This window comes from Archangium sp., from assembly GCF_036277355.1.
Lineage (GTDB): Bacteria > Myxococcota > Myxococcia > Myxococcales > Myxococcaceae > Archangium.
In genome coordinates this window covers 226,927-246,926 of sequence record NZ_DASUNC010000046.1, presented here as the reverse complement: position 1 = coordinate 246,926, position 20,000 = coordinate 226,927, and the positions used below count along the sequence as shown (strand labels likewise).

The window sequence follows — 20,000 nt, the reverse complement described above, 5'->3', positions numbered from 1 at the left end:
TGGGCGGCTCTCCGTGGGCGGGGGCGCCCGCGCCGACTAGTGGGGGCCGGACGCGTTCCACGGCGTCAGCCCCTCCGCGCTCCCGGCGCCCTGGGCGCTCCGTGGGGGCGAGGCCCCATCCCCCGTGGGCGGTGCGGTTCCCGTGGACGGTGCATGGGTGATGACCTGGGCGGCCATCAGCGTCTGCACCACCCGGAGGATGTCGTCCGAGCCGGCCGTCACGGCGCTCTGGCCACCATTCGAGCCCGCGGCGCCGAAGTTGACGAACTGGCTGTTGGCGAGCGCCCCGGCCACCGCGCGGGTCAGCTCCGGAGCCAGCTCCAGGCGGCGCAGCTCGAGGTACACCTGCCCCGTCTCCAGCAGCGCCTGCGCCTTCTTGCGGATGGCATCCGCCTCGGCCTCGGCGACCAGCCGGATGCGCGCCGCCTGGGCCCGCCCCTCCGCCTCCAGGGCGATGACGTTCTGATCCGCGTCCGCCTGGGCCTGGGTGATCTGCGAGGCACCGAGCTCGGCCTGACGCAGCTCGCGGATGACGGCCTGGCGCTCGGCCTCGGCACGTGCGATGGCCGCCCCGTTGGCGGCGATCTGCATCTTCAAGGCGCGCTCCTGGTCGTTGACCTTCTGCGCGGCCTCGAGCTGGGCGATCTTCGCGCGCTGCTCCTCCCTCGCCTGCACCACGTCCGCGCTGGCCTTGGCGCGTGCCGCGGATTCGCGCCGCCGGGCCTCGGCCACCTCGCTCAGCACGGCCTTGATGTTGAGGCTGTTGAAGGACAACCCGAGGTCCAACAGCTCGCGGGAGCAGGCCTCCTTGATGATGACCGCCAGCTCGTCATCCTCGCCGTGCGCCACCAGCGCCTCCTTGTCCTTGAGCGGAGCCGAGGCCGCCGGCGCGGCGGTGCGGGAGTTGAAGAGCTGATCATGCTTGAGCAGGTTGATGGCCCGCCGTCCCGCCGAGGACAGCACGTCGGTCAGTGTCGAGAGCTGCTCGTCCGGGGATTTGGAGAAGAACTTGTTCGCGGAGGTGTTCACCATCGCGTCCTCCTCTCCGACGCTCACGATGGCGGAGGCCTTGACGGTGACCTTCACGGGCGCGGGCGCTCCGCTCGCATCCATGTCCGCGGTCTGGTCGGTGATCTCGATGTCCACGTTGATGGCGGAGGCGGGAACGGTCCGGCTCACGGTGAGAATGGGAATCACCACCGCCTTGCAAGGCCCCCGGTAGATGCGGAGGTTGCCATTGAGCCAGCTCACCAGGCGGATCTCCCCGGCCTCCACGTCCCGGAGGAATGCGCTGACGACCATGGGCGTGAGGAGGATGACCAGCAGGGTGACGGCGGCCGCGATGAGCAGTGGGTTCACGGAAGTCTCCTTCCCTCAAAATAATGAGACGGTGACGCGCTCGTTCTCGGGATCGATCTCCTCGATGCGGAGCTTGTCCCCCACCTGGACTGGCAGCATCGACTGGCCCTCGACGAGCCGGGCGCTGAGCTGGACGCTCCGTCCATCGCGGATGACCCGCACCAGCCCCTTGCCGTTGCGGAAGGGAGTGACCGCGCGCGCGTCCTCCATGAGGAGCGCCGGGAGCGGCGAGCTGGGCCGCCCCTGGAACTGGAACGCCAGCTTCCAGAGAGGCGCGAGCACGAACCGCTCCACCAGGAGCGCCGGGAGGAGCGCCAGCAGGGCCACGAGCCAGAGGGACGAGAGGGTGAGCGCCAGCACGTTCCCGAAGGCGCCGTAGAGCGCGAGCAGGCTGAAGAGGAGGCGGGGCTCGGGCAGGAAGTGCATGAAGCCGTGGCCCGCGTGCGCCACGTGCCCGGGTGCGTGCGTTACATGCCCGCTCCCGTGTCCCAGATGCCCGTGGTGGAAGACCCCGGGAATCGCCATGGCACTCAGGCCCACGAGCCCCACGCACATCACGATGAGGAAGAAGAGCATGTGCCACCCCTGCCTTTCCCGTGGGCCTGCACCTCGCGCCGTGCGAGCCCATCCTCCATGAGTGGGAAGTGCGCACGCGGGCCACACCCCGCGTGGTCCAGGGGGAACAGATGCCGAGCCCGACAGCCGAGACACCGGGCGGAGGGGGCTTGCTGGACGGCCCGCTTCCCATGCGGCGGGGGCGCTGGTGGTGGGTGCCCGGGATCGTCCTGTTGATGGCCCTGGTCGCCTTCGTGCTCGCTCGCCATGCCGAGGAGGAGCGGTTCCTCCACCTGTTGCGCCAGGCGCGGCCGGGATGGCTGCTGGTGGCGGTGCTGCTCCAGTTGGCCACCTACCTGTGCGACGGCGTCCAATGGCAGCGCGTGCTGAGGCACACGGGCGTGCGAGCCCCGGTGTGGGGGCTGGCCCGGCTGTCGCTGATGAAGCTCACCTTCGACCAGCTCATCCCCACGGCGGGCATTGGCGGTTCGATGATGGTGGCACGAGGCCTTCGCAAGGTGGGAGCCGCGCCGGGAGCGGCGGCGGCGGCCATCCTCATGACCCTCCTGTGCTTCTACGCGGCCCAGGCCCTCTCGGTGGGCTGGAGCCTCGTCTACCTCTGGTCCCACGAGGAGTTGGATGCGCTGGTGCGATGGATGGCCACGGCCTTCTCCGGGGTGGCTGTCGCCGTACCCGCCATCATCCTGCTGCTCGCCGGGCGCGAGGACTGGCGGCCGGGACCCTGGTTGCGGAGGGTGCCCGGGCTCCCGGCCCTGTTGCGCGCGGTGGCCGGCGTGCCCCCCAGGCTGCTCCGTGACCCTCCGCTGCTCGCGCAGGGCACCTTGCTCCAGGTGGCCGTCTTCGTCCTCGATGCCGCCACGCTGGGCGTCCTGGTGCGGGCGCTGGGTGAGTCCACGTCGCTCGGCACCGTGTTCGCGAGCTTCATGATGGCCTCCGTGGCGCAGACGGTGTCCTTCCTCCCCGGAGGCGTGGGCACCTTCGAGGCGGCCTCGGTGGCCATGCTCTCCTTCCTCGGGTTGCCGGTGGAGGCCGCGCTGACGGCCACCCTGCTGTTCCGGGGGTTCACCTTGTGGCTGCCGTTGTTGCCCGGCTTCTATCTGCTGCGCTGGAGCCTTCCCGGCAACGAGCGCCAGGATGACCATCGACCTGCCGCTCCTCCCCGGTGAGCAGGCTCGTCCGCTCGCCGGCCTGACCGGCCACGTTGGGAAGCCCCTCCCCAATCAACCTCTTGACTGAACGTCCTTTCAGATTCACCCTGGGAGTGTGAAGCCCCGTCCCATCTCCAATCCGATCAACCCCTGGGACACCACCGCGGTGGAGTACCTGGACGAGATTCCTCCCGCGAAGCTGGAGGTGCTCGAGGACCACAGCCGCGAGGTGCTCGGGCGCAACGACAGCCCGGACGTCGGCTTCACCTGGAGCGTCAATCCCTACCGGGGCTGCCTCCACGCCTGCGCGTACTGCTACGCGCGGCCCTACCACGAGTACCTCGGCTTCGGCGCCGGCACGGACTTCGAGACGAAGCTGGTGGTGAAGCCCCAGGCCGCGGAGTTGCTGCGCGCCGCCTTCGAGCGCAAGAGCTGGAAGGGAGAGGCCATCGCCTTCAGCGGCGTCACCGACTGCTACCAGCCCCTCGAGGCCTCGCTGCGGCTCACCCGCGCCTGCCTGGAGGTCTGCGCCGAGTACCGCAACCCGGTGGGCATCATCACCAAGGGGCCGCTCATCGAGCGGGACCTGGACGTGCTGAAGACGCTGGCGCAGGAGGCCCGGGTGTCGGTGTGCATCACCCTGCCCTTCCACGACGAGCAGGTGGCGCGCGCCATGGAGCCGTACGTGGCCACGCCCCGGCGGCGGCTGCAGACGATGGAGCGGCTGGCCGCGGCGGGCATCCCCGTGGGCGTGGCGGTGGCGCCCGTCATCCCCGGGCTCAACGACGAGGACATGGTGCGCGTGCTCACCGCGGCGCGCGAGGCCGGCGCCACCCGTGCCTTCTACACGCTGCTGCGGCTGCCGGGCCCCGTGCAGGCCGTCTTCGAGGAGCGCCTGCGCGAGAAGCTCCCCCTGCGGGCCGAGCGGGTGCTGCACCGCATCCGCGAGACGCGCGGGGGAGCGCTCAACGACGCGCGCTTCAGTGTCCGCATGCGGGGCGAGGGCCTCTACGCGGACACGATCCACAAGCTCTTCAACACCACCGCGCGCCGCCTGGGGCTCAACAGCGAGTGGCCCTGGGAGGGGGCGGAGAAGGAGAGCACCTTCCGCCGCCCCATGAAGCCGGGCACGCAGCTCAGCTTCTTCTGAGCGCTACCAGACCTCGCAGCGCCGCGCGGCCGGGCGCACCAGCTTCGCGCCCTCCTGGCACTGGAAGGCCTTCTGGAACTCCTTCAGGTTCCCCAGCGGCCCGTTCACCCGCCAGTGCGGCGGCGAGTGCGAATCCACCATCGCCATCTGCCGCGCGAAGGGATCCCGGTACTTCGAGCACCACGACTGCGCGTAGCCCAGGAAGAACTGCTGGCTCGGCGTGAAGCGGTAGCCATTCACCTGCTTCGCCGCCTCGGGGTCCCTCGCCAGCCACGCCTCCATGGCCGCGTGCGCCAGCTTCAGGCCGCCCAGGTCCGCCACGTTCTCCCCGAGCGTCAGCGCTCCGTTCACCTTCAGCTCGTCGATGGCCGTGTACCCGTCGTACTGCTCCTTCACGCACGCCACGCGCTCGCGGAACGCCTTGTCCGACTCCGGCGTCCACCAGTCGCGCAGGTTGCCCACGGCGTCGTACTGGCGGCCCTCGTCGTCGAAGCCGTGGGTGATTTCATGCCCCACCACCATGCCCATGGCCCCGAAGTTCACTGGCGCCGTCGCCTCGCGGTTGAAGAACGGAGGCTGCAGGATGCCCGCCGGGAAGATGATCTCGTTGAGGGCCGGGTTGTAGAAGGCGTTCACGATGGACGGCGGCGTCAGCCACTCGTCCTTGTCCACCGGCTTGCCGATCTTCGCCAGCTGCCGCGCCTGCTCGAACGCCTCCGCGTTCACCCACGCGCCCAGGAACGAGCCGCGCTCCACCTTCAGCGCGTCGTAGTTGCGCCACTTGTCCGGGTAGCCAATCTTGTTGGCGATCTTCCGCACCTTCACCAGCGCCTGCTCGCGCGTGGGCGCGTCCATCCACGCCAGCGTGTCCAGGTTGCGCTCGAAGGACTTCTCGACCTCCATCACCATCTGCTGCGTGGTCGTCTTGCCATCCGCGCCGAACGTCTTCGCGATGAAGGGCTGCGCCAGCGCCTCGCCCAGCGCACCGTTGGTGTAGCGCACGCACTTCTTCCAGCGCGGCACGTCCGCCTTCGCGCCCGTCAGGTTCTGCGAGGTGAAGCGGAAGCGCTCCTCCTGGAAGGCCTTGGGCAGCGCCGGAATGACGCTCATCACGTATTGCGACGTCAGGTACGCCTTCCACGTCTCCGGCTTCGCCGTCTTCACCAGCCGCTCCACCTCCTTGAAGAAGGGCGGGTGCGTGACGTTGAGCGCCTGCACGTCCTTCGCGCCCGCGGCCGTGAAGTACACGTCCCACGGGAAGGCCGGCGCCTCCGCCTTCAGGCCCTTGCGCTCCAACCGGTGGTAGAGGCTCTTCGGCTCGCGGCGCTCCACGCGCGTCAGCGACACCTTCGCCAGCGCCGTCTCCGTCTCCAGCACCGACGCCGCGCTCTTCGCCGCCTGCTCCGGCGTCTCGCCCAGCAGCACGAAGAGGTTCTTCAGGTGCTCCGCGTACGCCGTGCGCAGCGCCTTCGATTTCTCGTCATCCTTCAGGTAGTAGTCCCGGTCCGGCAGCCCCAGTCCGCCCTGGTCCACCTCGCCGATCACCTGGCTGGCGTCCTTCAGGTCGTTGTTGGAGCTCAGGTTGAAGAGCGGGAACACGCCGCGCGCATGCATCGTGCCCACCACCTGGGCCAGGTCCTTCGCGCTCTTCACCGCCGTCAGCTTCGCCAGCTCCGCCTTCAGCGCGGGCAGCGAGGCCTCCAGCTGCGCCTCGTCCATGCAGGCGCCGTAGTAGTCACCCAGCTTCTGCGGGTACGGCGTCCCCTCGGGGGCCTTGCCCGTGGACGCGGCCTCGAGGATCTCCCGGAGCACCTCCTCGTTGCGCGCGGCGATCGAGTCGAAGCCGCGCGACCAGCGCGGGCGATCCGCGGGGATCTCCGTGTTCTTCACCCAGTTGCCGCACGCGTACTCGTAGAAGTCCTCGCACGGGTTCGCCTGCGCGTTGATCGCCGCAGCGTCCAGTCCGGGCGGCAGCGGCTTCGGCTCGGGCGCCGGCTGCTCCTGGGGGGGCGGCGGGGCCGGAGGCGTGGGCGCGGGCTCCGCCGTCTTGCAGGCGGACACCACGAGGCAACAAGCGGCGAGCAATGCCTTTCTCATCCAGTGTTTCTCCATGTGGGGAGTCGAAGCGGGCCGCACCCTACCCGGCGCGCGGCCCGCTGCAACGTCTGGATGAGGCGGACATTCCGCTGGTGACTACTCCTTGCCCAGCATTCCGTCCCGGAGGCTCTCGTCCACCGGGCTCTTCCCCAGCCACACCGAGAAGAGCGCGTCCGAGAAGTCCTTGCCCTCCACGGAGATCTTCTGCCCCGCCTTGCTCTCGATCGTCGTGCCCTTGCCCGGCACGTACGTCAGCAGCAGCTCATCCCCCTTCTTCAGGTCCGGGATGGCCGAGGTGAACGTGTCCAGCCGCTGCTGCAGCGCCGGCAGCTGGTCCTTCGCGTTCTTCTTGAAGCCGTCGACGATCGCCTCGGTGATCGCCTTCTTGTCCAGGTCGCGCAGCATCGACATGCGCACCCGCTTCACCTGGTCCGTCTCGATGAGCTGCTGGGCGCTTTGCGACGGGCTCTCCACGTACAGGCCCGCCGCGTACACCTTGAAGACGAGCTTCTTGCGCAGGCCCGCGCCATTGAGCTTCAGCTCCTTGCCCTCGGCCTGGAGCGTGTCGGGAAACCGCACGCCCGCGACCTCCTTGGCGGCGGCGGGCAGCGCGAGCACAACGGCCATCACAGCGGCGAACAGCGTGGCGTTCTTCATGACCCCTCCTGAAGGGTGGAGGGGCACACGCTACCCGTTCTTCCGGACGAACTCCTCCATGAATGAGACCAGCGCCCGGACGTTGTCCACCGTCACCGCGTTGTAGGTGGACACCCGGATGCCTCCCGCCTGGCGGTGCCCCTTGAGGCCCACCATCCCCGCCTTCCTGGCCTCGGCCACGAATGTGTCGTCCAGCTCCTGCGTGGGCAGCTTGAAGACGACGTTCATGTACGAGCGCGATTCACGCTCCACCGGCGCATGGTAGAAGCCCGCGTGCTTGTCGAGCGCCCCATAGAGCAGCTCGCCCTTCTCCCGGTTCCACTTCTCCAACTGAGCCAGGCCTCCCACCTGCTTCACCCAGGCCAGGACGTTGCGGCACAGGTAGATGGCCAAGGTCGGCGGCGTGTTGTAGAGCGAGTTGTTTTCCGCGTGCGTCGAGTAGCGGAAGATCTTCGGGATGTCCTTGCGGCCGCGGGCGATGAAGTCCTTGCGGGCCACGGCGATCAGCACGCCCGAGGGGCCCAGGTTCTTCTGCGCTCCCGCGTAGATGAAGGCGAAGCGCCTCACGTCCATGGGCTTCCACATGAAGTCCGAGCTCATGTCCGCCACCAGCGGGACGTGGCCCACCTCGGGCCAGTGGTGCCACTGGGTGCCGTAGATGGTGTTGTTGCTCGTCAGGTGGACGTAGGCCGCCTGGGGGTCCAGCTGCAGCTCGTCCTGCCGGGGCACCCGCACGTAGCGCTTGTCCGGCAGCACCGTGGTGGCGGCGATGCGCGCCTGGCCCACCAGCTTCGCCTCCTCGTAGGCCTTCTCGCTCCACACCCCCGTCATGAGGTAGTCCGCGCTGGCGCCCGGAGGCAGGAAGTTCATGGGCACCTGGGCGAACTGCTGCGACGCCCCACCCGTGAGGAAGAGCACCTGGTGGGTGTCCGGGATGCCCAGCAGCCCGGTGAGCAGGGAGATGGCCTCGTCGTGGACGGACTCGTACTCCTTGCCCCGGTGGCTGTGCTCCATGATCGACATGCCGGAGCCCTGGAAATCGAGCAGCTCGTCCCGCGCGCGCTCGAGGGCGGGCAGGGGCAGCCCGGCGGGGCCGGCGTTGAAGTTGATGACGCGCATGGTCGTGTCCTCACGAAAGTGAACAACCGCCCCGGCATTCTGCCCCACGCGCCCCCCAGGGGAAGCGGGAAGCGAGGCGTCCGTCCACCGGGTGGCGTGTGGCCGCCGCGGTACCAGGAGGGTCCATGAGCCGGGTGGGTTCCTCTCGGGAGCTGACGGAGTGGGTGGTGCGGGCCGCACGAGGGGAGGCGCCTGCCTTCAGCGAGCTGTACCGGCGGACCCGGCCCCTGGTGGCCCGGCTGACGGCCAGTTTCGCTCCATTGGACGCGGATGAGGTGGAAGACGTGATTCAGGAGACCTACGTGCGTGCCTTCAAGGCGCTCCCCCGGCTCAAGGAGCCGGCGGCCTTCGAGGCGTGGCTCCTGTCCATCGCCCGCAACCGGGCCCGCACCCGCCTGGAGCGCAAGGGGCAGACGCGCCGCATGGACGAGGAGCTCTCCGAGCCCCAGCCGGAGACCGTCCCGGTGGTGCCCGAGGCCCTGCAGCTCGAGCGGGACATGGCCGTGGTGCGCCAGCTCATCGCCGAGCTGCCCGAGGGCGAGGAGAAGAAGACCGTCCACCTCTTCTACGTGGAGGGGGAGCTGTCGGCCCGGGAGATCGCCGAGAAGCTCGGGGTGGGCAAGAGCGCGGTGACGATGCGCCTGGAGCGTTTCCGGGCCCGAATCAAGCAGGAGCTGCTCCGGCGCGTGCTCGCCGGACGGTGGGAGTAGGCCGCATGAGACACCTGGATACCGAAGCCCTGCGGGCCCTGAGCACCGGTGAGCCGGAGGCGGTGGCGTACTTCCGCGAGCACCTGGCGCACCCGTGCGAGGCGTGCATCGACTTCCTGGCCAGGACGCCCGGCCCCGGGCTGCTCGATGGGCAGGTGGACGCCCTGTTGCTCCACCTCGCGCCCGCCCGGCAGGAGGAGCCCCGGCTGGACGAGGTGGGGTACGCCCGCGTCCGCCGCGGCCTGCGCGCCCCCGCCCGCCCCTGGAGCAGGGTGGCGGCGGCCCTGGCGGTGGCGGCGGGGCTCGCGGGGCTCGTCGTCCTCACCCGCGCCCAGGTGGAGCCGCCCGGCGGGGCGAAGCGCACCTGGGACGGGGTGAAGGGCGTGGGCACCCTCTCGCTGGAGACCTCCGTGGTGGCCCGCGAGCCGGATGGCCACCTGCGCCGGATGGATCCAGGCACCAGCGCCTCGGACCAGGACGTGCTGGTGCTGCGCTACCACGCCACCGAGGCCGGCGAGGCCCTCCTCTTCCAGCAGCGCGCGGACGCCGAGCCCGAGCTGCTCGGCCGCTTCCCCCTCTCCGCCGGCACCCATGAGCTGGAAGGCCCCCAGGGCCTGGTGGGCATCAGCCTGGAGGGCGAGTCCGGCCCCCTCACCTTGTGGCTGGTGGGCTTCCCCTCGAATCAGGTGCCGCCTCCCGAGGAGGTGCGCGAGGCACTCACCCGCGGCGACATGGAGGAGCGTTCGGTGCTGGCCATCACCCGCTTCGACCTCCACGTTCGCGGCGAGACAGGGCAGAATCCCACCCCACGGTGAGGCGACTCGTCTTCACGTTGTTGGCGGTGCTGGCGGCCTGCGCGGGCCCGGGCTCGCTCGAGAAGGGCGGCAAGGGCGGGCTCGTGTCCGTGAAGGTGGACGAGCGCGCGCTGTCCACGGCCTATGCCCCCCGGCGCCTGGCGCTGCTGGTGGGCGTGTCGCAGTTCCAGGACGCGCAGTGGAGGGATCTGCGCTACGCCTCCAAGGACGCGGAGGATCTGGCCGCGGCGCTGAGGGACCCCACGCGCGGCCACTTCGACTCGGTGCGCGTCCTGTCGCGCCCCGAGGAGACGACGCGGGCCTCCATCCTCGCGGCGCTCCGCCAGTTGCGGCAGGAGGCCCACCGGCCGGATGACGTGGTGGTGGTGTACTTCTCCGCGCACGGCACGCTGGCGCGCGACGGCCGGGGCGAGCTCAAGCGCTACCTGGTCACCACGGACGCCTCGTTCCGGGCCATCCCGCAGACGGCGCTGCCCATGGACGAGCTGAAGTCCGAGTTCGATCAGCTGCCCTCGCGCCGCCGGCTCATGGTGCTGGCCACCTGCCACAGTGGCAGCGGCAAGTCGCTGCTGCCCAAGGAGCTGGAGGCGGAGCTGGCCGGCATCAAGGACGGCTTCTACGCACGCCCCCTCGAGGAGTCGAGCCGGGCCTCCATGGTGTTCGCCGCCTGCGACTGGGGCGAGACGGCCCGCGAGGACGAGGGGCTGCAGAACGACATCTACACCCACTTCCTCATCGACGGGCTCAACGGCGCGGCGGACCGCAACTCGGACGGCGCCGTCACCGCCACCGAGGCGCATGACCATGCGCGCCGCGCCACCTACGCCTTCACCCAGGGGCGGCAGCGGCCCTCGGCGGAGATCCTCGAGGTGGGAGCGGATCCGGTGGTGCTCTCCGGCCACATCGACCGGACGGGCCGCCCGGAGCTCTTCTCGTACAACCCCCGGCTGGACGGCTTCACGCTGAAGGTGGACGGCGAGACGCGCACGGAGCTGCCCGGGGGCGCCGCGGTGCCGCCGGGCCGGCGCACCGTGGAGCTCACCAAGGGGGAGGACGTCCTGCTGCGCGAGGTGGTGGACGTCTCCGCGGGCGAGCGGCTGCCGCTGGAGCGCCTGTTGTCGGAGCGCTTCCCGAGGCGCTCGCTGACGTTGATGGGCGGCATGTTCTCCTTCGTGGACGCGCGCAGCCGCGACGAGCTGCTGCCCGCCTCGCCGGAGCTGGCGCTGGTGTTGCGGTTGGAGGAGCGCCCGCTGCCGGACCTGAGCCTCGTCTTCGACCTGAGCGGTGGCCGGGGCCGGCAGCAGCTGAACCTGGCGCCCGGCAACGCCGTGCCCTTCACCTACACCGCGCTGTCGATGGGGGCCGCGGTGCCCTACACTTGGCGGTGGGAGCGGCTGTCACTTTATGCGGGCCCGCGTGTGGCCGCTTTGTTCCTCCAGCGGTCCTTCCAGACGGAGGCCTTCACCGGTGGGCAGCAGTACTTCACCGTCAGCCCCGGGGTGGTGGGTGGCGTGGTGTGGCGGCTGGGCGAGCGGCTGGAGCTGAGCGCACAGACGCAGCTGATGGTGACGTACGTGGTGGTGGATGGGCAGGGACAGGCCGTGGGTTTCTCCGGCGGATGGGCCGGAGTGGGATACCGCTTCTGATGCGACAGAGCACCTACAGCGTCATGATGGCCCTCGCCCTCGTCGCGAGTGCATGCGGGGGGTTCGACAACACCCCCTTCCGGACCGGCACCGTGCGCGGCCAGCTCACCGAGGCCGACCCGTCGGTGGCCCTGGTGTCGCTGGTGGGCAACCCGGAGGTGCGGAGCACCGTGGCCCCGGACGGCTCCTTCGTGCTGGAGCACGTGCCGGCGGGCCCGGTGGAGCTCTTCATCGTGGCCTCCTCGGACAAGGCGGTGCGCCTGCCCGTGGTGGTGCCCGGAGGCGGCTCGGCGCGCCTGGAGGACGTGGAGCCCCGCGCGGCCGGCTTCCTCGAGCTGTTCGTGCGCGGACCCGCCCGCCAGGAGATGGAGGGGGGACAGGTGTCCGTGACGGGCACGCCCTTCCAGCGGCAGCCCCTCGCCAAGGACGGCAGCCTGAAGGTGGGTCCCCTCCCCGAGGGCTGCTACACGGTGGAGGCCTCCGCCACCGGCTTCCCGGTGAAGAAGACCGAGGCATGCGTGAAGGAGAGCGAGTCCAAGGAAGTGCGGATCCAGCTCCCCGGCGCGGACGACGGCACGGAGGACGACGTGGACCTGGTCCACCGCGGCTGCGCCCCCCCCGGCTGCGCACGTGGCTGCCTCTCCAGCGACCCATGCGCTCCAGGCCTCGCGTGCCGGGACGAGCGGTGCCTGGCCCCGATGCCTCCCGACACCACGGAGCGCCGTCCTTCGTCCCCGTGACGTCCGGCTGATCGCGTGGCGGGCGGCACAATCGCTCTCAAAATATGGGAAACCGGGTGACAGCCGCCTTCCCATTGCGGCCGCGTTTCAAGCTTGTGCTGAGGATGGATGCCCTCCAGGGCACCGTCCACGTAGCCCGCGCCATGCGTCGGAAACAGCGTTACGCTAGCCGGCCATGTGGAAGAAAACCTGGCTCATCGGCATCCTGGTGGCAGCGACGACGCTGTCTGGCTGTTCCTGTGGTGAACCCCCTCCGGGTGGTGGTCCCGACGGCGGTAGCTCGACGGACGGCGGCCCCAATGGCGGCGGGCCGGATGGGGGCGGAGGCGGAGGCGGATCCGACGGCGGAGGCGATGACGGCCCCACGATCGGCTCGCTGACCATCAGCCCCGCCAAGCCGCTGATCACCGTCTCGGGCAGCACCAGCGTCTCGCAGAAGTTCACGGTCTCGGCCACCTTCTCCGACGGGCACACGGAGGACGTGACGAACCAGGCCACCTTCAGCATCGATGACACGCGGCTGGGACGCTTCCTCGGGTCCACCTTCAACTCGGGCACCGAGGTGGGCGGCAGCAGCTTCGTGCGCGCCCGCATCGGCACCAAGTCCGTCTCCACCGACATCACGGTGAAGCTGGACCAGAAGGTGCCGGACACCACGGCCCCCACCGGCACCTCGCCGCTGCCCGCCAACCCGGACGGCCGCTTCGGCGGCACGGTGGATGCCGCGCGCAAGCCGCAGCTCGTCTACCCCAACAATGGCGTCATGGTGCCGCCCAACCTGGGGCAGCTGGAGATCCACTTCCTGTCGGGTCCCAGCACCAACACGCTCTTCGAGCTCCAGTTCTCCAACACCATCACCGACGTGCGCGTCTACCTGCGCTGCTACCTGCCCAGCGGCTTCACGCCGCCCACGGGCGCGGTGCCGTCGGGCCAGCGCGGCTGTATCTACACGCCGGAGGCCAAGGTGTGGAAGTTCCTCGCCGAGAGCAACCGCGGTGGCCAGCCGGTGCGGCTCATCGTGCGTGCCACGGACGACACGGGCACGGGCACGGTGGGCGTCTCCGACCCCATCTCCATCCAGTTCGCCCGCGCGGAGATCAAGGGCGCCCTCTACTACTGGACGACGTCGGGCGGCACCGGCGTGATGCGCTATGACTTCGCCGGCACGGGCACCTCCACCGCCACGGCCGTGCTGCGGGCCAGCAACATCAACACCAGCGTCAGCTGCGTGGGCTGCCACGCGCTGAGCCGCAACGGCAAGAAGCTGGTGGCCGAGGTCAACGGCCAGAACGACGGCCGGCTCGCGCTGATCGACCTGTCCGTCTTCGATGCCACCAAGGACAAGGTGGACCTGGCGCAGGGTGGCGCGAAGCTGAGCAACTTCGAGTCGTGGAACCCGGATGGCACCCAGTTCGTCGGCACCTACGCCGACAGTGGCTCCACCCGCTACACGCTGAAGCTCTTCAACGGCGACACCGCCGCCTCCGAGGGAGAGATCGCCGGGACCGGCACCTCGACCAACCCCGCCAACCACCCGGACTGGAGCGCGGACGGCCAGAAGATCGCCTACATGTCCATGGGCCTGGCCGGCACGAACCAGCGCAGCTTCAAGGGCGCCATCAAGATGGTGACGGCGAAGACGGGCGGCGGCTGGAACGATCCGGTGACGGTGGTGTCGTCCCTGGGCGGCCGCAACCGCTACTACCCGGCCATCGCGCCCGACTCGTCCTTCCTCGTCTTCAACGAGTCCACCTGCCCCTCCGGTGAGCAGCACACGGACTGCAACGGCGACACGGATCCGTCCGCGAAGCTGTGGGCCGCGAAGCTGGAGGCCAACGCGACGCCGGTGGAGCTGGCCAACGCCAACAGGGGCGGCGTGATGGACAAGACGCAGACCAACCTGACCAACAGCTACCCGAAGTGGAGCCCCTTCGTGACGCGCGGCAACAACGGCGACACCAGCCGGCTCATGTGGGTGACGTTCTCCTCCTCGCGCAAGTACGGCCTGCGCCAGCCCGTCACGGCCTCGGGCGAGAACCCCTGGGGCACCCTGCTGTGGATGGCGGCGGTGGATCCGGACAAGGTGGGCGCGGGCGGCGATCCGTCCTACGCGGCCTTCGCGCTGCCCTTCCAGGACATCAACACGTCCAACCACATCGCCCAGTGGGCCAGCTACCTGGTGAGCAACGGGTGCAAGACGGACCTGGAGTCGTGCAGCAGCGCCAACCCGTGCTGCAACGGCCTGCAGTGCGTGCAGCAGAACCAGGATCCGCCCATCCCCTGTGACGTGGACGGGGCCTGCGTGTGCCAGGCGATCCCCGTGTGCAAGCTGTCCTTCGAGGCGTGCTCGACCGTGGCGCCCTGCTGCGAGGGTCTGCGCTGCCTGGACAACACCACCGGCGCCGACTGCGCGGGCGGCAGCTGCACCTGCACCCCGCCGTGCTCCGGCTTCGGGCAGACGTGCGGCGGCGCCTCCGCGTGCTGCGACGGTCTGCTGTGCGTGGCCGGCTCGAACGGCCGCAGCACCTGCCAGCCCGACATCCGGTAGTGGTACCGGCTCCGGCGGCCCTCGTGCCCGCCGGAGCCCCCACCCGCCGGGCGGCAACCCTCCGCCCGGTGGGGCTTCAAGGCGACAGGACGAGGCCGTCCGCCACGCACGACTCCACCGCGGCGCGGATGTCGGCCTCGGCCACGCCGGTGGCCTCGGCCACCTGGGACGGTGTGAGTCCCTCCACCGCCATCTTCACCGCCAGCAGCGAGCGGTCGTTCGCGGCCAGGAACATCGTCACCAGCCGCTCCGGGTGACGCCACAGCAGCGCCATCTCCTGCCCCGCCTCCGGCTGTCCCCTCCCCTGCCGCCGCACGTACGCGCAGAGCTGGAAGGGGTGCTCCAACACCGTGAGCGTCGGGTTCACCGTGAGCCGCTCCACCCGCTCCGGCACCGGCTCCAGGGCCGTGTACACCGCGAAGTCCGTCCACTCGAAGCGCGCCAGCGCCGGCAGGAAGTCCGGCAGCCCGCGCCGTGCCGCCTCGTCCGCGAGGAAGCCCGGGAAGCCCTCGCCCAGGTGGTTCATCTCGAAGGAGCGCGAGGGACTCGAGGCCTCGTACGCGCGCACCAGCTCCGCCCACGGCGGCGCGTCCATGCCCGCGCGCGTCAGCGGGTAGAGCTTCTCCAGCGTGGACGTCACGTGGTGGCGCACCATCTGCCCGTAGAGCGCCACCCGCGAGCGCGGCGCGTCCCAGCCCGGGTGCGCCATGTACAGCCGCTCCAGCGCGTCCGGGTCCGGCCGGGCGAGGTAGTGCTCCATCGACTCGAAGAAGCCACGCAGCCCCGGTTTCATCGCGCCTCCACTTCAGCCAGCACCGCGCGCGCCCGGTCCGCCTCGTCCAGCACCGCCTCCAGCGAGGGGATGTCCTGGTCCCACTCCAGCAGCGTCGACACCGGGCCCGTGCGCTCGAGCACGTAGCGGTACAGCGACCACACCTCGTCGCAGACCAGCGCCCCGTGCGTGTCGATGAGGACGTCCGGCTGCTGCTCGTGGCCCGCCAGGTGGATCTGCACCACCCGCTCCAGCGGCAGCGCGTCCATGAAGGCCCTCGGGTCATACCCGTGGTTGCGCGCGTTCACGTACACGTTGTTCACGTCCAGCAGCAGGCCGCAGTCCGCCTCCTCGGCCACGTGCCGCAGGAAGGCCGCCTCGTCCAACGTGCCCCCCGGCATGCGCGCGTAGTAGCTCGGGTTCTCCAGCAGGAAGGGCCGCCCCACCCGCGCCTGCACCTCACGCACCCGCGGCACCACGTGCTCCACCGCCTCCTCCGAGAAGGGCAGCGGCAACAGGTCATGCAGGTACGCGCCGCGCAGCCGCGAGTAGCAGAGGTGGTCCGAGAAGAAGGGCGCGTCCACCCGCTCCACCAGCGCCTTCAGCCGCGAGAGGTAGTCCTCGTCGAGCGGCTCCGGCCCGCCGATGTTCAACGCCACCCCGTGCGGCAGCACCGGCCAGCGCTCCACGCACGCATCCAGCGCGCGCCGCGGACGGCCTCCCAGGGTGAGGAAGTTCTCCGGGATGATCTCCACCCAGTCCAGGGCGCGGGAGGTCTCCGGGAGGCGCGCGTAGAACTCGCGCCGCAACCCGATGCCCGCCCCGAGCGGCTTCAGTCCATGTCTGCGCGCGTAGCTCACCGGTACCTCGGCTCCTCATGAAAAAGACACGGGCGGCGGGAAGAGGCCCCAGCCGCCCGGAAGACAACCCCGAGACTTCCGGGGCTATTCGTTACTGCGGCTTGGTGGCGGCGCCGCAGCCGTTGGCGCCGCACTTGTGCTCGCCACCCTTCTCCTCGGTGGTGGCGGCCTTCTGGCCGCTGCACTGGGACTCGCCGCCCTTCTCCTGGCTGGCGGCCGCGGTGCCCGTCTGCTCGGGGGCCGCCGCCTTGGACGTCGCACAGCCCGTGGCGAGCGTGCCGAGGGAGAGGGTTCCAACGATGGCGGCCATGGTCTTGATGTTCATGGTGTGTCCTTTCACTGCGGGGATGGAACGGCTGCGAGAAGCTCGCGCGGGGTGATACGCACGACGGATTGGGCGGTTACAGCTCTCCTCCACGCCGGGCCATCAGGGCGTCCCGAAGCGTGCTGTCACGAGCGGTTCCCAACCTCACTCCGTCCGGCGCGGGCTCCACACCGAGTGCTTCTAACAGAGGCGCCAGCTCGGCCAAAGCGGACCGGGGCAGGTGGCGGGACAGCACCTCGTGGAAGAGCGGCCGGCCGGCGACGGCATCCACCGCCGCGCCGAATGCGTCGAAAGTTGCAGCCGGGCCGGACTCGGCGAGCCGCTCGAGCACATCATCGAGACAGCGCGTGTTGCCGGTGACGCGGCGCAGCTCCACGTCCAGGTGCAGGGCGACGAGCGCGCCCGTCCAATAGGTGCCCATATAGGAGTCGCCCCGGGTGACGACGTCCTCCATGGTCCGCGAGCCCACGGCGGCGCGCGCCCGTTCGAAGCCGGCCAGCAGCTCCGTCCACGCGCGCTCCGGCGTCTGCCTGCCCGAGCGCGCCCGCGCCAGCTCCGTGTAGTAGGTGGCCAGCCCCTCGGACAGCCACGCGACGCGCGGGAGGATGGGCGGGTGCGCCAGGTGGAGGAGCTCGTGCACGGCCACCCAGTCCCGCGTGAAGGCGGCGGGCTCCGCGTCCTGGCCCACCCGCAGCGAGATGCTCGGCGGCGTGCTCCACAGCACCATGCCGAAGGGAACGGGGTCCTCGCGAGCCGGCACCGTGACGAGGCCCACGGTGACGCGGGGGTACGGGAAGGAGCGCCGCACCGTCAGCACCTCGCGGGCGGACCGCTCCAGCCATGCACAGAGCGCCGCGTCGTCCATGTGGGCCGGGCGTCCGAGCAGCGCCACCTCCAGCATGCCGCCCGGCAGGCGCACCGTGCACCGCCGCCCACCGAAGGCGTGGAAGCCCGAGTTCACCAGCTCATCGCCTCCCAGCTGATAGACCCCGCGCGCATCCGGCTCCCAGGGCAGCAGCGCGTCCACGCCCTCCACCACGAGCTCCGCGCGCAGCTCCGGGCCCACCGAGCGCGGGCGCAACAGCCAGGCACGGCCCGCGACCTGCCACGCCTCGCCCTCGCCCAGGCCGGTGAAGAAGCCCGCGTGCCGTCCACGTGGGCGCGCGTCCAGCGGGTAGCGGTAGCGCAACGAGCGGGTGTCCGGAGGCACGAGCACGTGGCCCTCGGCGGACACCGGCAGCTCACGCTCCGAGCCCTCGCGTCCGAAGACGCTCACCCGCTCGACACCGCCCGGTTGGGAGAAGAGGAACTCACGCGGAGCCCCCTCCCCCACCCGGAGGATATCCACCTCCAGCGCGTGCCGGGGCTCGCGGACATAGGTGACGTGGTAGCGCAGGAGTCCCGGCTCCTCGTGGGAAGGCGGCGGGCGCACGGGGAGACAGGAGCTCAGCGTCCCCAGCAGGGCGGCCACCGCCATGAGGGAGAGACCCGGCCTGGATGGAGGCATTTCGATCCCTTTTGACTCCGGGTGAACGCTCCCATGCAACCACGGCGGGAGAGCAGGCCTCGGGTTTCCTGTCCCGCACCCGACCTTCCGCCCCGCCGGCGCACCGTCCCAGCGTTGGTAAACGTCACGGGTAAAATTTTGACAGCCCGCGGGTTGTCCTGTGGTACAAGGCGCGGCTTCACACATCAAGCGCTGTAAAATCAACAACTTACCCGCTACTGAACACGTGGGGACGCGGACGGGCCCTCTCCGGGGTTCCCTCCAGAACACGGGGACCCGTCCTCGAAAACGTTGATTGCAAATTGGTAAAAGCCTCCGCACAGTGGCCGTGTCGGAGGGATTGGGTACTGGGAGTGACACCTCCCCTCCAGGACGCGCAGAGATGAACGAGAACGCACTCAACGCGAACGTGGGCCTGAAGCTGCGCAGTCTGAGGCTCGCGCGGAACATCAAGCAGACGGACGCGGCCAAGGACCTGGGGGTCTCCCCGGCGTACCTGAACCTCATCGAGAAGGGCAAGCGGGTGATGCCCTTCCCGCTGCTGTGGAAGGCCCTGCGCTACTTCGATCAGGACCCCGAGCAGTTCATGTCCACGCTCGGCGAGGGCCGGGTGGACGAGGCGCTCGCGAAGCTGCTGGACGAGCCGCTGCTCAAGAGCCTCGACATCGATCCGGAGTCGCTGCAGAGCCTGTCGGCCGAGCCGAAGCTGGCGGGCACGGTGGCGGCGCTCTTCAACCTCTACAAGAACACGCGCACGCAGCTGGAGAACGTGCTGGCGCAGCTCAACGCCGAGGAGCAGGCGCGCACACAGGCGGTGCCAGGCAGCTCGTCCGGAGCGGGCCTGCGCTTCGACTACTCGCCCTTCGACGAGGTGAGCGACTTCCTCCAGACGCACCACAACTACTTCCCCGAGCTGGAGGAGCAGGCCGAGGCGCTGCGCCGCGACTTCAAGCTGGGACGCCTGCTCACCAGCCAGCAGATGGTGCCGCTGCTGGAGGAGCGCTTCGGCTACCGGGTGCGCTTCGAGTCCGCGGTCAGCGGCTCCTCGGTGGTGCGCCGGTTCGATCCCGAGACCCAGGAGCTCATCCTCTCGCCGGACCTGACGGAGCAGCCGCTCAAGTTCCAGCTCGCCGCTTCCCTCGGCCTCATGGTGCTGGACCGGGAGAAGCTGGTGGAGCGGATCGTCGGGGCCTCGCGCACGCGGCACGCGGAGACGCATCGGCTGATCAAGGTGAACCTGGCCAACTACTTCGCCGGGGCGCTGATGCTGCCGTACGGGGACTTCTTCAAGGAGGTGGAGCGCACGCGCTACGACGTGGAGCTGCTCTCCAACCTCTTCGGCACCACGTACGAGACGGTGGCCCACCGCCTGTGCAACCTGTCGGACCCCAAGCGCAAGGGCCTGCCCTTCCACTTCCTGCGCTCGGACATCGCCGGCAACATCTCCAAGCGCTACAGCGGCACCGGCATCAAGTTCGCCACGGGCGGCGGCTCGTGCGGCAAGTGGGCCGTGCACCTGGCCTTCCTCAACCCGTCCCAAATCACCCGGCAGTACTCGATGATGCCGGACGGCACCTCGTACTTCTGCTTCGCCAAGGTGCAGCTGCAGCCCATTGAAGGCTCCATCGTGCGCGGCACGGCCTACTCCATCGGCCTGGGGACGCACGCGGAGAACGCCAAGTACCTGGCGTACGGGCTGCCCACCACGGATCTGCGCAAGGACGCGGTGCCCAGCGGCATCTCCTGCCGCTTCTGCGAGCGCACCGACTGCAACCAGCGCGCGGCGGCCAGCTACCGCTTCGCCTTCTCCTTCGACGAATACACCAAGAAGGATTGCTTCTTCTCGCCCCTGCTGGTGCACGAGGCCGGGCGCGGCAATGGCGAGCACCGCAACGGAAACGGGGACCCGGGCCGTGCGGATTCGCTGGACAAGCAGTCCCGCCGACGCAACAAGGGCGAGGAACACTGAGC

At 70.0% G+C, this 20,000-nt stretch carries 17 protein-coding genes; 8 read left to right on the top strand and 9 right to left on the bottom strand.

Annotated elements, in window-relative coordinates:
* Positions 1 to 36: 36 nt before the first annotated feature.
* Positions 37 to 1,359 carry a hypothetical protein gene (locus tag VFZ09_RS12440; protein ID WP_329727746.1) on the bottom strand — a complete coding sequence of 441 codons (1,323 nt, stop codon included), beginning with the start codon at positions 1,357 to 1,359 and terminating at the stop codon, positions 37 to 39.
* A 15-nt stretch (positions 1,360 to 1,374) separates the two neighbouring features.
* Positions 1,375 to 1,935 carry a hypothetical protein gene (locus tag VFZ09_RS12435; protein ID WP_329727745.1) on the bottom strand — a complete coding sequence of 187 codons (561 nt, stop codon included), beginning with the start codon at positions 1,933 to 1,935 and terminating at the stop codon, positions 1,375 to 1,377.
* Between the two features lie 110 nt (positions 1,936 to 2,045).
* Here VFZ09_RS12435 and VFZ09_RS12430 point away from each other — a divergent pair, with 110 nt between their 5' ends.
* Both VFZ09_RS12430 and VFZ09_RS12425 read left to right on the top strand, forming a co-directional pair.
* Positions 2,046 to 3,101, top strand: coding sequence for a lysylphosphatidylglycerol synthase transmembrane domain-containing protein (locus VFZ09_RS12430; RefSeq protein WP_329727744.1), 1,056 nt, complete (start codon positions 2,046 to 2,048; stop codon positions 3,099 to 3,101).
* 97 nt (positions 3,102 to 3,198) lie between these two features.
* Positions 3,199 to 4,233: a PA0069 family radical SAM protein gene (locus VFZ09_RS12425; protein WP_329727743.1), complete on the top strand. Its 1,035-nt coding sequence runs from the start codon at positions 3,199 to 3,201 to the stop codon at positions 4,231 to 4,233.
* A gap of 3 nt (positions 4,234 to 4,236) precedes the next feature.
* Here VFZ09_RS12425 and VFZ09_RS12420 read toward each other — a convergent pair whose 3' ends face one another.
* The 3 genes from VFZ09_RS12420 to serC all read right to left on the bottom strand — a co-directional run bounded on the left by VFZ09_RS12420 (position 4,237) and on the right by serC (position 8,106).
* Positions 4,237 to 6,330 (bottom strand): M13 family metallopeptidase, encoded by a 2,094-nt coding sequence (locus VFZ09_RS12420; RefSeq protein WP_329727742.1) that lies wholly within the window; start codon positions 6,328 to 6,330, stop codon positions 4,237 to 4,239.
* 96 nt (positions 6,331 to 6,426) lie between these two features.
* Positions 6,427 to 6,987: a chalcone isomerase family protein gene (locus VFZ09_RS12415; RefSeq protein ID WP_329727741.1), complete on the bottom strand. Its 561-nt coding sequence runs from the start codon at positions 6,985 to 6,987 to the stop codon at positions 6,427 to 6,429.
* Between the two features lie 30 nt (positions 6,988 to 7,017).
* Positions 7,018 to 8,106: a 3-phosphoserine/phosphohydroxythreonine transaminase gene (gene serC, locus VFZ09_RS12410; protein ID WP_329727740.1), complete on the bottom strand. Its 1,089-nt coding sequence runs from the start codon at positions 8,104 to 8,106 to the stop codon at positions 7,018 to 7,020.
* Positions 8,107 to 8,231: 125 nt separating this feature from the next.
* Between serC and VFZ09_RS12405 the strand changes: the two genes are divergently transcribed.
* From VFZ09_RS12405 to VFZ09_RS12385, 5 genes are all read left to right on the top strand, one after another.
* Positions 8,232 to 8,816 (top strand): RNA polymerase sigma factor, encoded by a 585-nt coding sequence (locus VFZ09_RS12405; RefSeq protein WP_414640695.1) that lies wholly within the window; start codon positions 8,232 to 8,234, stop codon positions 8,814 to 8,816.
* A 5-nt stretch (positions 8,817 to 8,821) separates the two neighbouring features.
* Positions 8,822 to 9,631, top strand: coding sequence for a hypothetical protein (locus tag VFZ09_RS12400; protein WP_329727739.1), 810 nt, complete (start codon positions 8,822 to 8,824; stop codon positions 9,629 to 9,631).
* Positions 9,628 to 11,277, top strand: coding sequence for a caspase family protein (locus VFZ09_RS12395; RefSeq protein WP_329727738.1), 1,650 nt, complete (start codon positions 9,628 to 9,630; stop codon positions 11,275 to 11,277). Before VFZ09_RS12400 ends, VFZ09_RS12395 begins: the two co-directional genes overlap by 4 nt.
* On the top strand, positions 11,277 to 12,017 hold the full coding sequence (locus tag VFZ09_RS12390; RefSeq protein ID WP_329727737.1) for a carboxypeptidase regulatory-like domain-containing protein: 741 nt from the start codon (positions 11,277 to 11,279) through the stop codon (positions 12,015 to 12,017). The genes VFZ09_RS12395 and VFZ09_RS12390 overlap by 1 nt, the downstream gene beginning before the upstream one ends.
* Before the next feature lie 175 nt (positions 12,018 to 12,192).
* The gene (locus tag VFZ09_RS12385; protein WP_329727736.1) at positions 12,193 to 14,565 is read left to right on the top strand and encodes a hypothetical protein; all 2,373 of its coding nucleotides are present in this window, start codon (positions 12,193 to 12,195) and stop codon (positions 14,563 to 14,565) included.
* A gap of 76 nt (positions 14,566 to 14,641) precedes the next feature.
* Here VFZ09_RS12385 and VFZ09_RS12380 read toward each other — a convergent pair whose 3' ends face one another.
* The 4 genes from VFZ09_RS12380 to VFZ09_RS12365 all read right to left on the bottom strand — a co-directional run bounded on the left by VFZ09_RS12380 (position 14,642) and on the right by VFZ09_RS12365 (position 18,029).
* Positions 14,642 to 15,358: a DNA-binding domain-containing protein gene (locus tag VFZ09_RS12380; RefSeq protein ID WP_329727735.1), complete on the bottom strand. Its 717-nt coding sequence runs from the start codon at positions 15,356 to 15,358 to the stop codon at positions 14,642 to 14,644.
* A complete protein-coding gene (locus VFZ09_RS12375) occupies positions 15,355 to 16,197 on the bottom strand; it encodes a DUF692 domain-containing protein (protein ID WP_329727734.1) in 843 nt (280 codons plus the stop codon). The genes VFZ09_RS12380 and VFZ09_RS12375 overlap by 4 nt, the downstream gene beginning before the upstream one ends.
* 91 nt (positions 16,198 to 16,288) lie before the next feature.
* Positions 16,289 to 16,522: a hypothetical protein gene (locus VFZ09_RS12370; RefSeq protein ID WP_329727733.1), complete on the bottom strand. Its 234-nt coding sequence runs from the start codon at positions 16,520 to 16,522 to the stop codon at positions 16,289 to 16,291.
* Between the two features lie 76 nt (positions 16,523 to 16,598).
* The gene (locus tag VFZ09_RS12365; protein ID WP_329727732.1) at positions 16,599 to 18,029 is read right to left on the bottom strand and encodes a hypothetical protein; all 1,431 of its coding nucleotides are present in this window, start codon (positions 18,027 to 18,029) and stop codon (positions 16,599 to 16,601) included.
* Between the two features lie 382 nt (positions 18,030 to 18,411).
* Here VFZ09_RS12365 and VFZ09_RS12360 point away from each other — a divergent pair, with 382 nt between their 5' ends.
* On the top strand, positions 18,412 to 19,998 hold the full coding sequence (locus VFZ09_RS12360; protein ID WP_329727731.1) for a helix-turn-helix domain-containing protein: 1,587 nt from the start codon (positions 18,412 to 18,414) through the stop codon (positions 19,996 to 19,998).
* Positions 19,999 to 20,000: the final 2 nt, after the last annotated feature.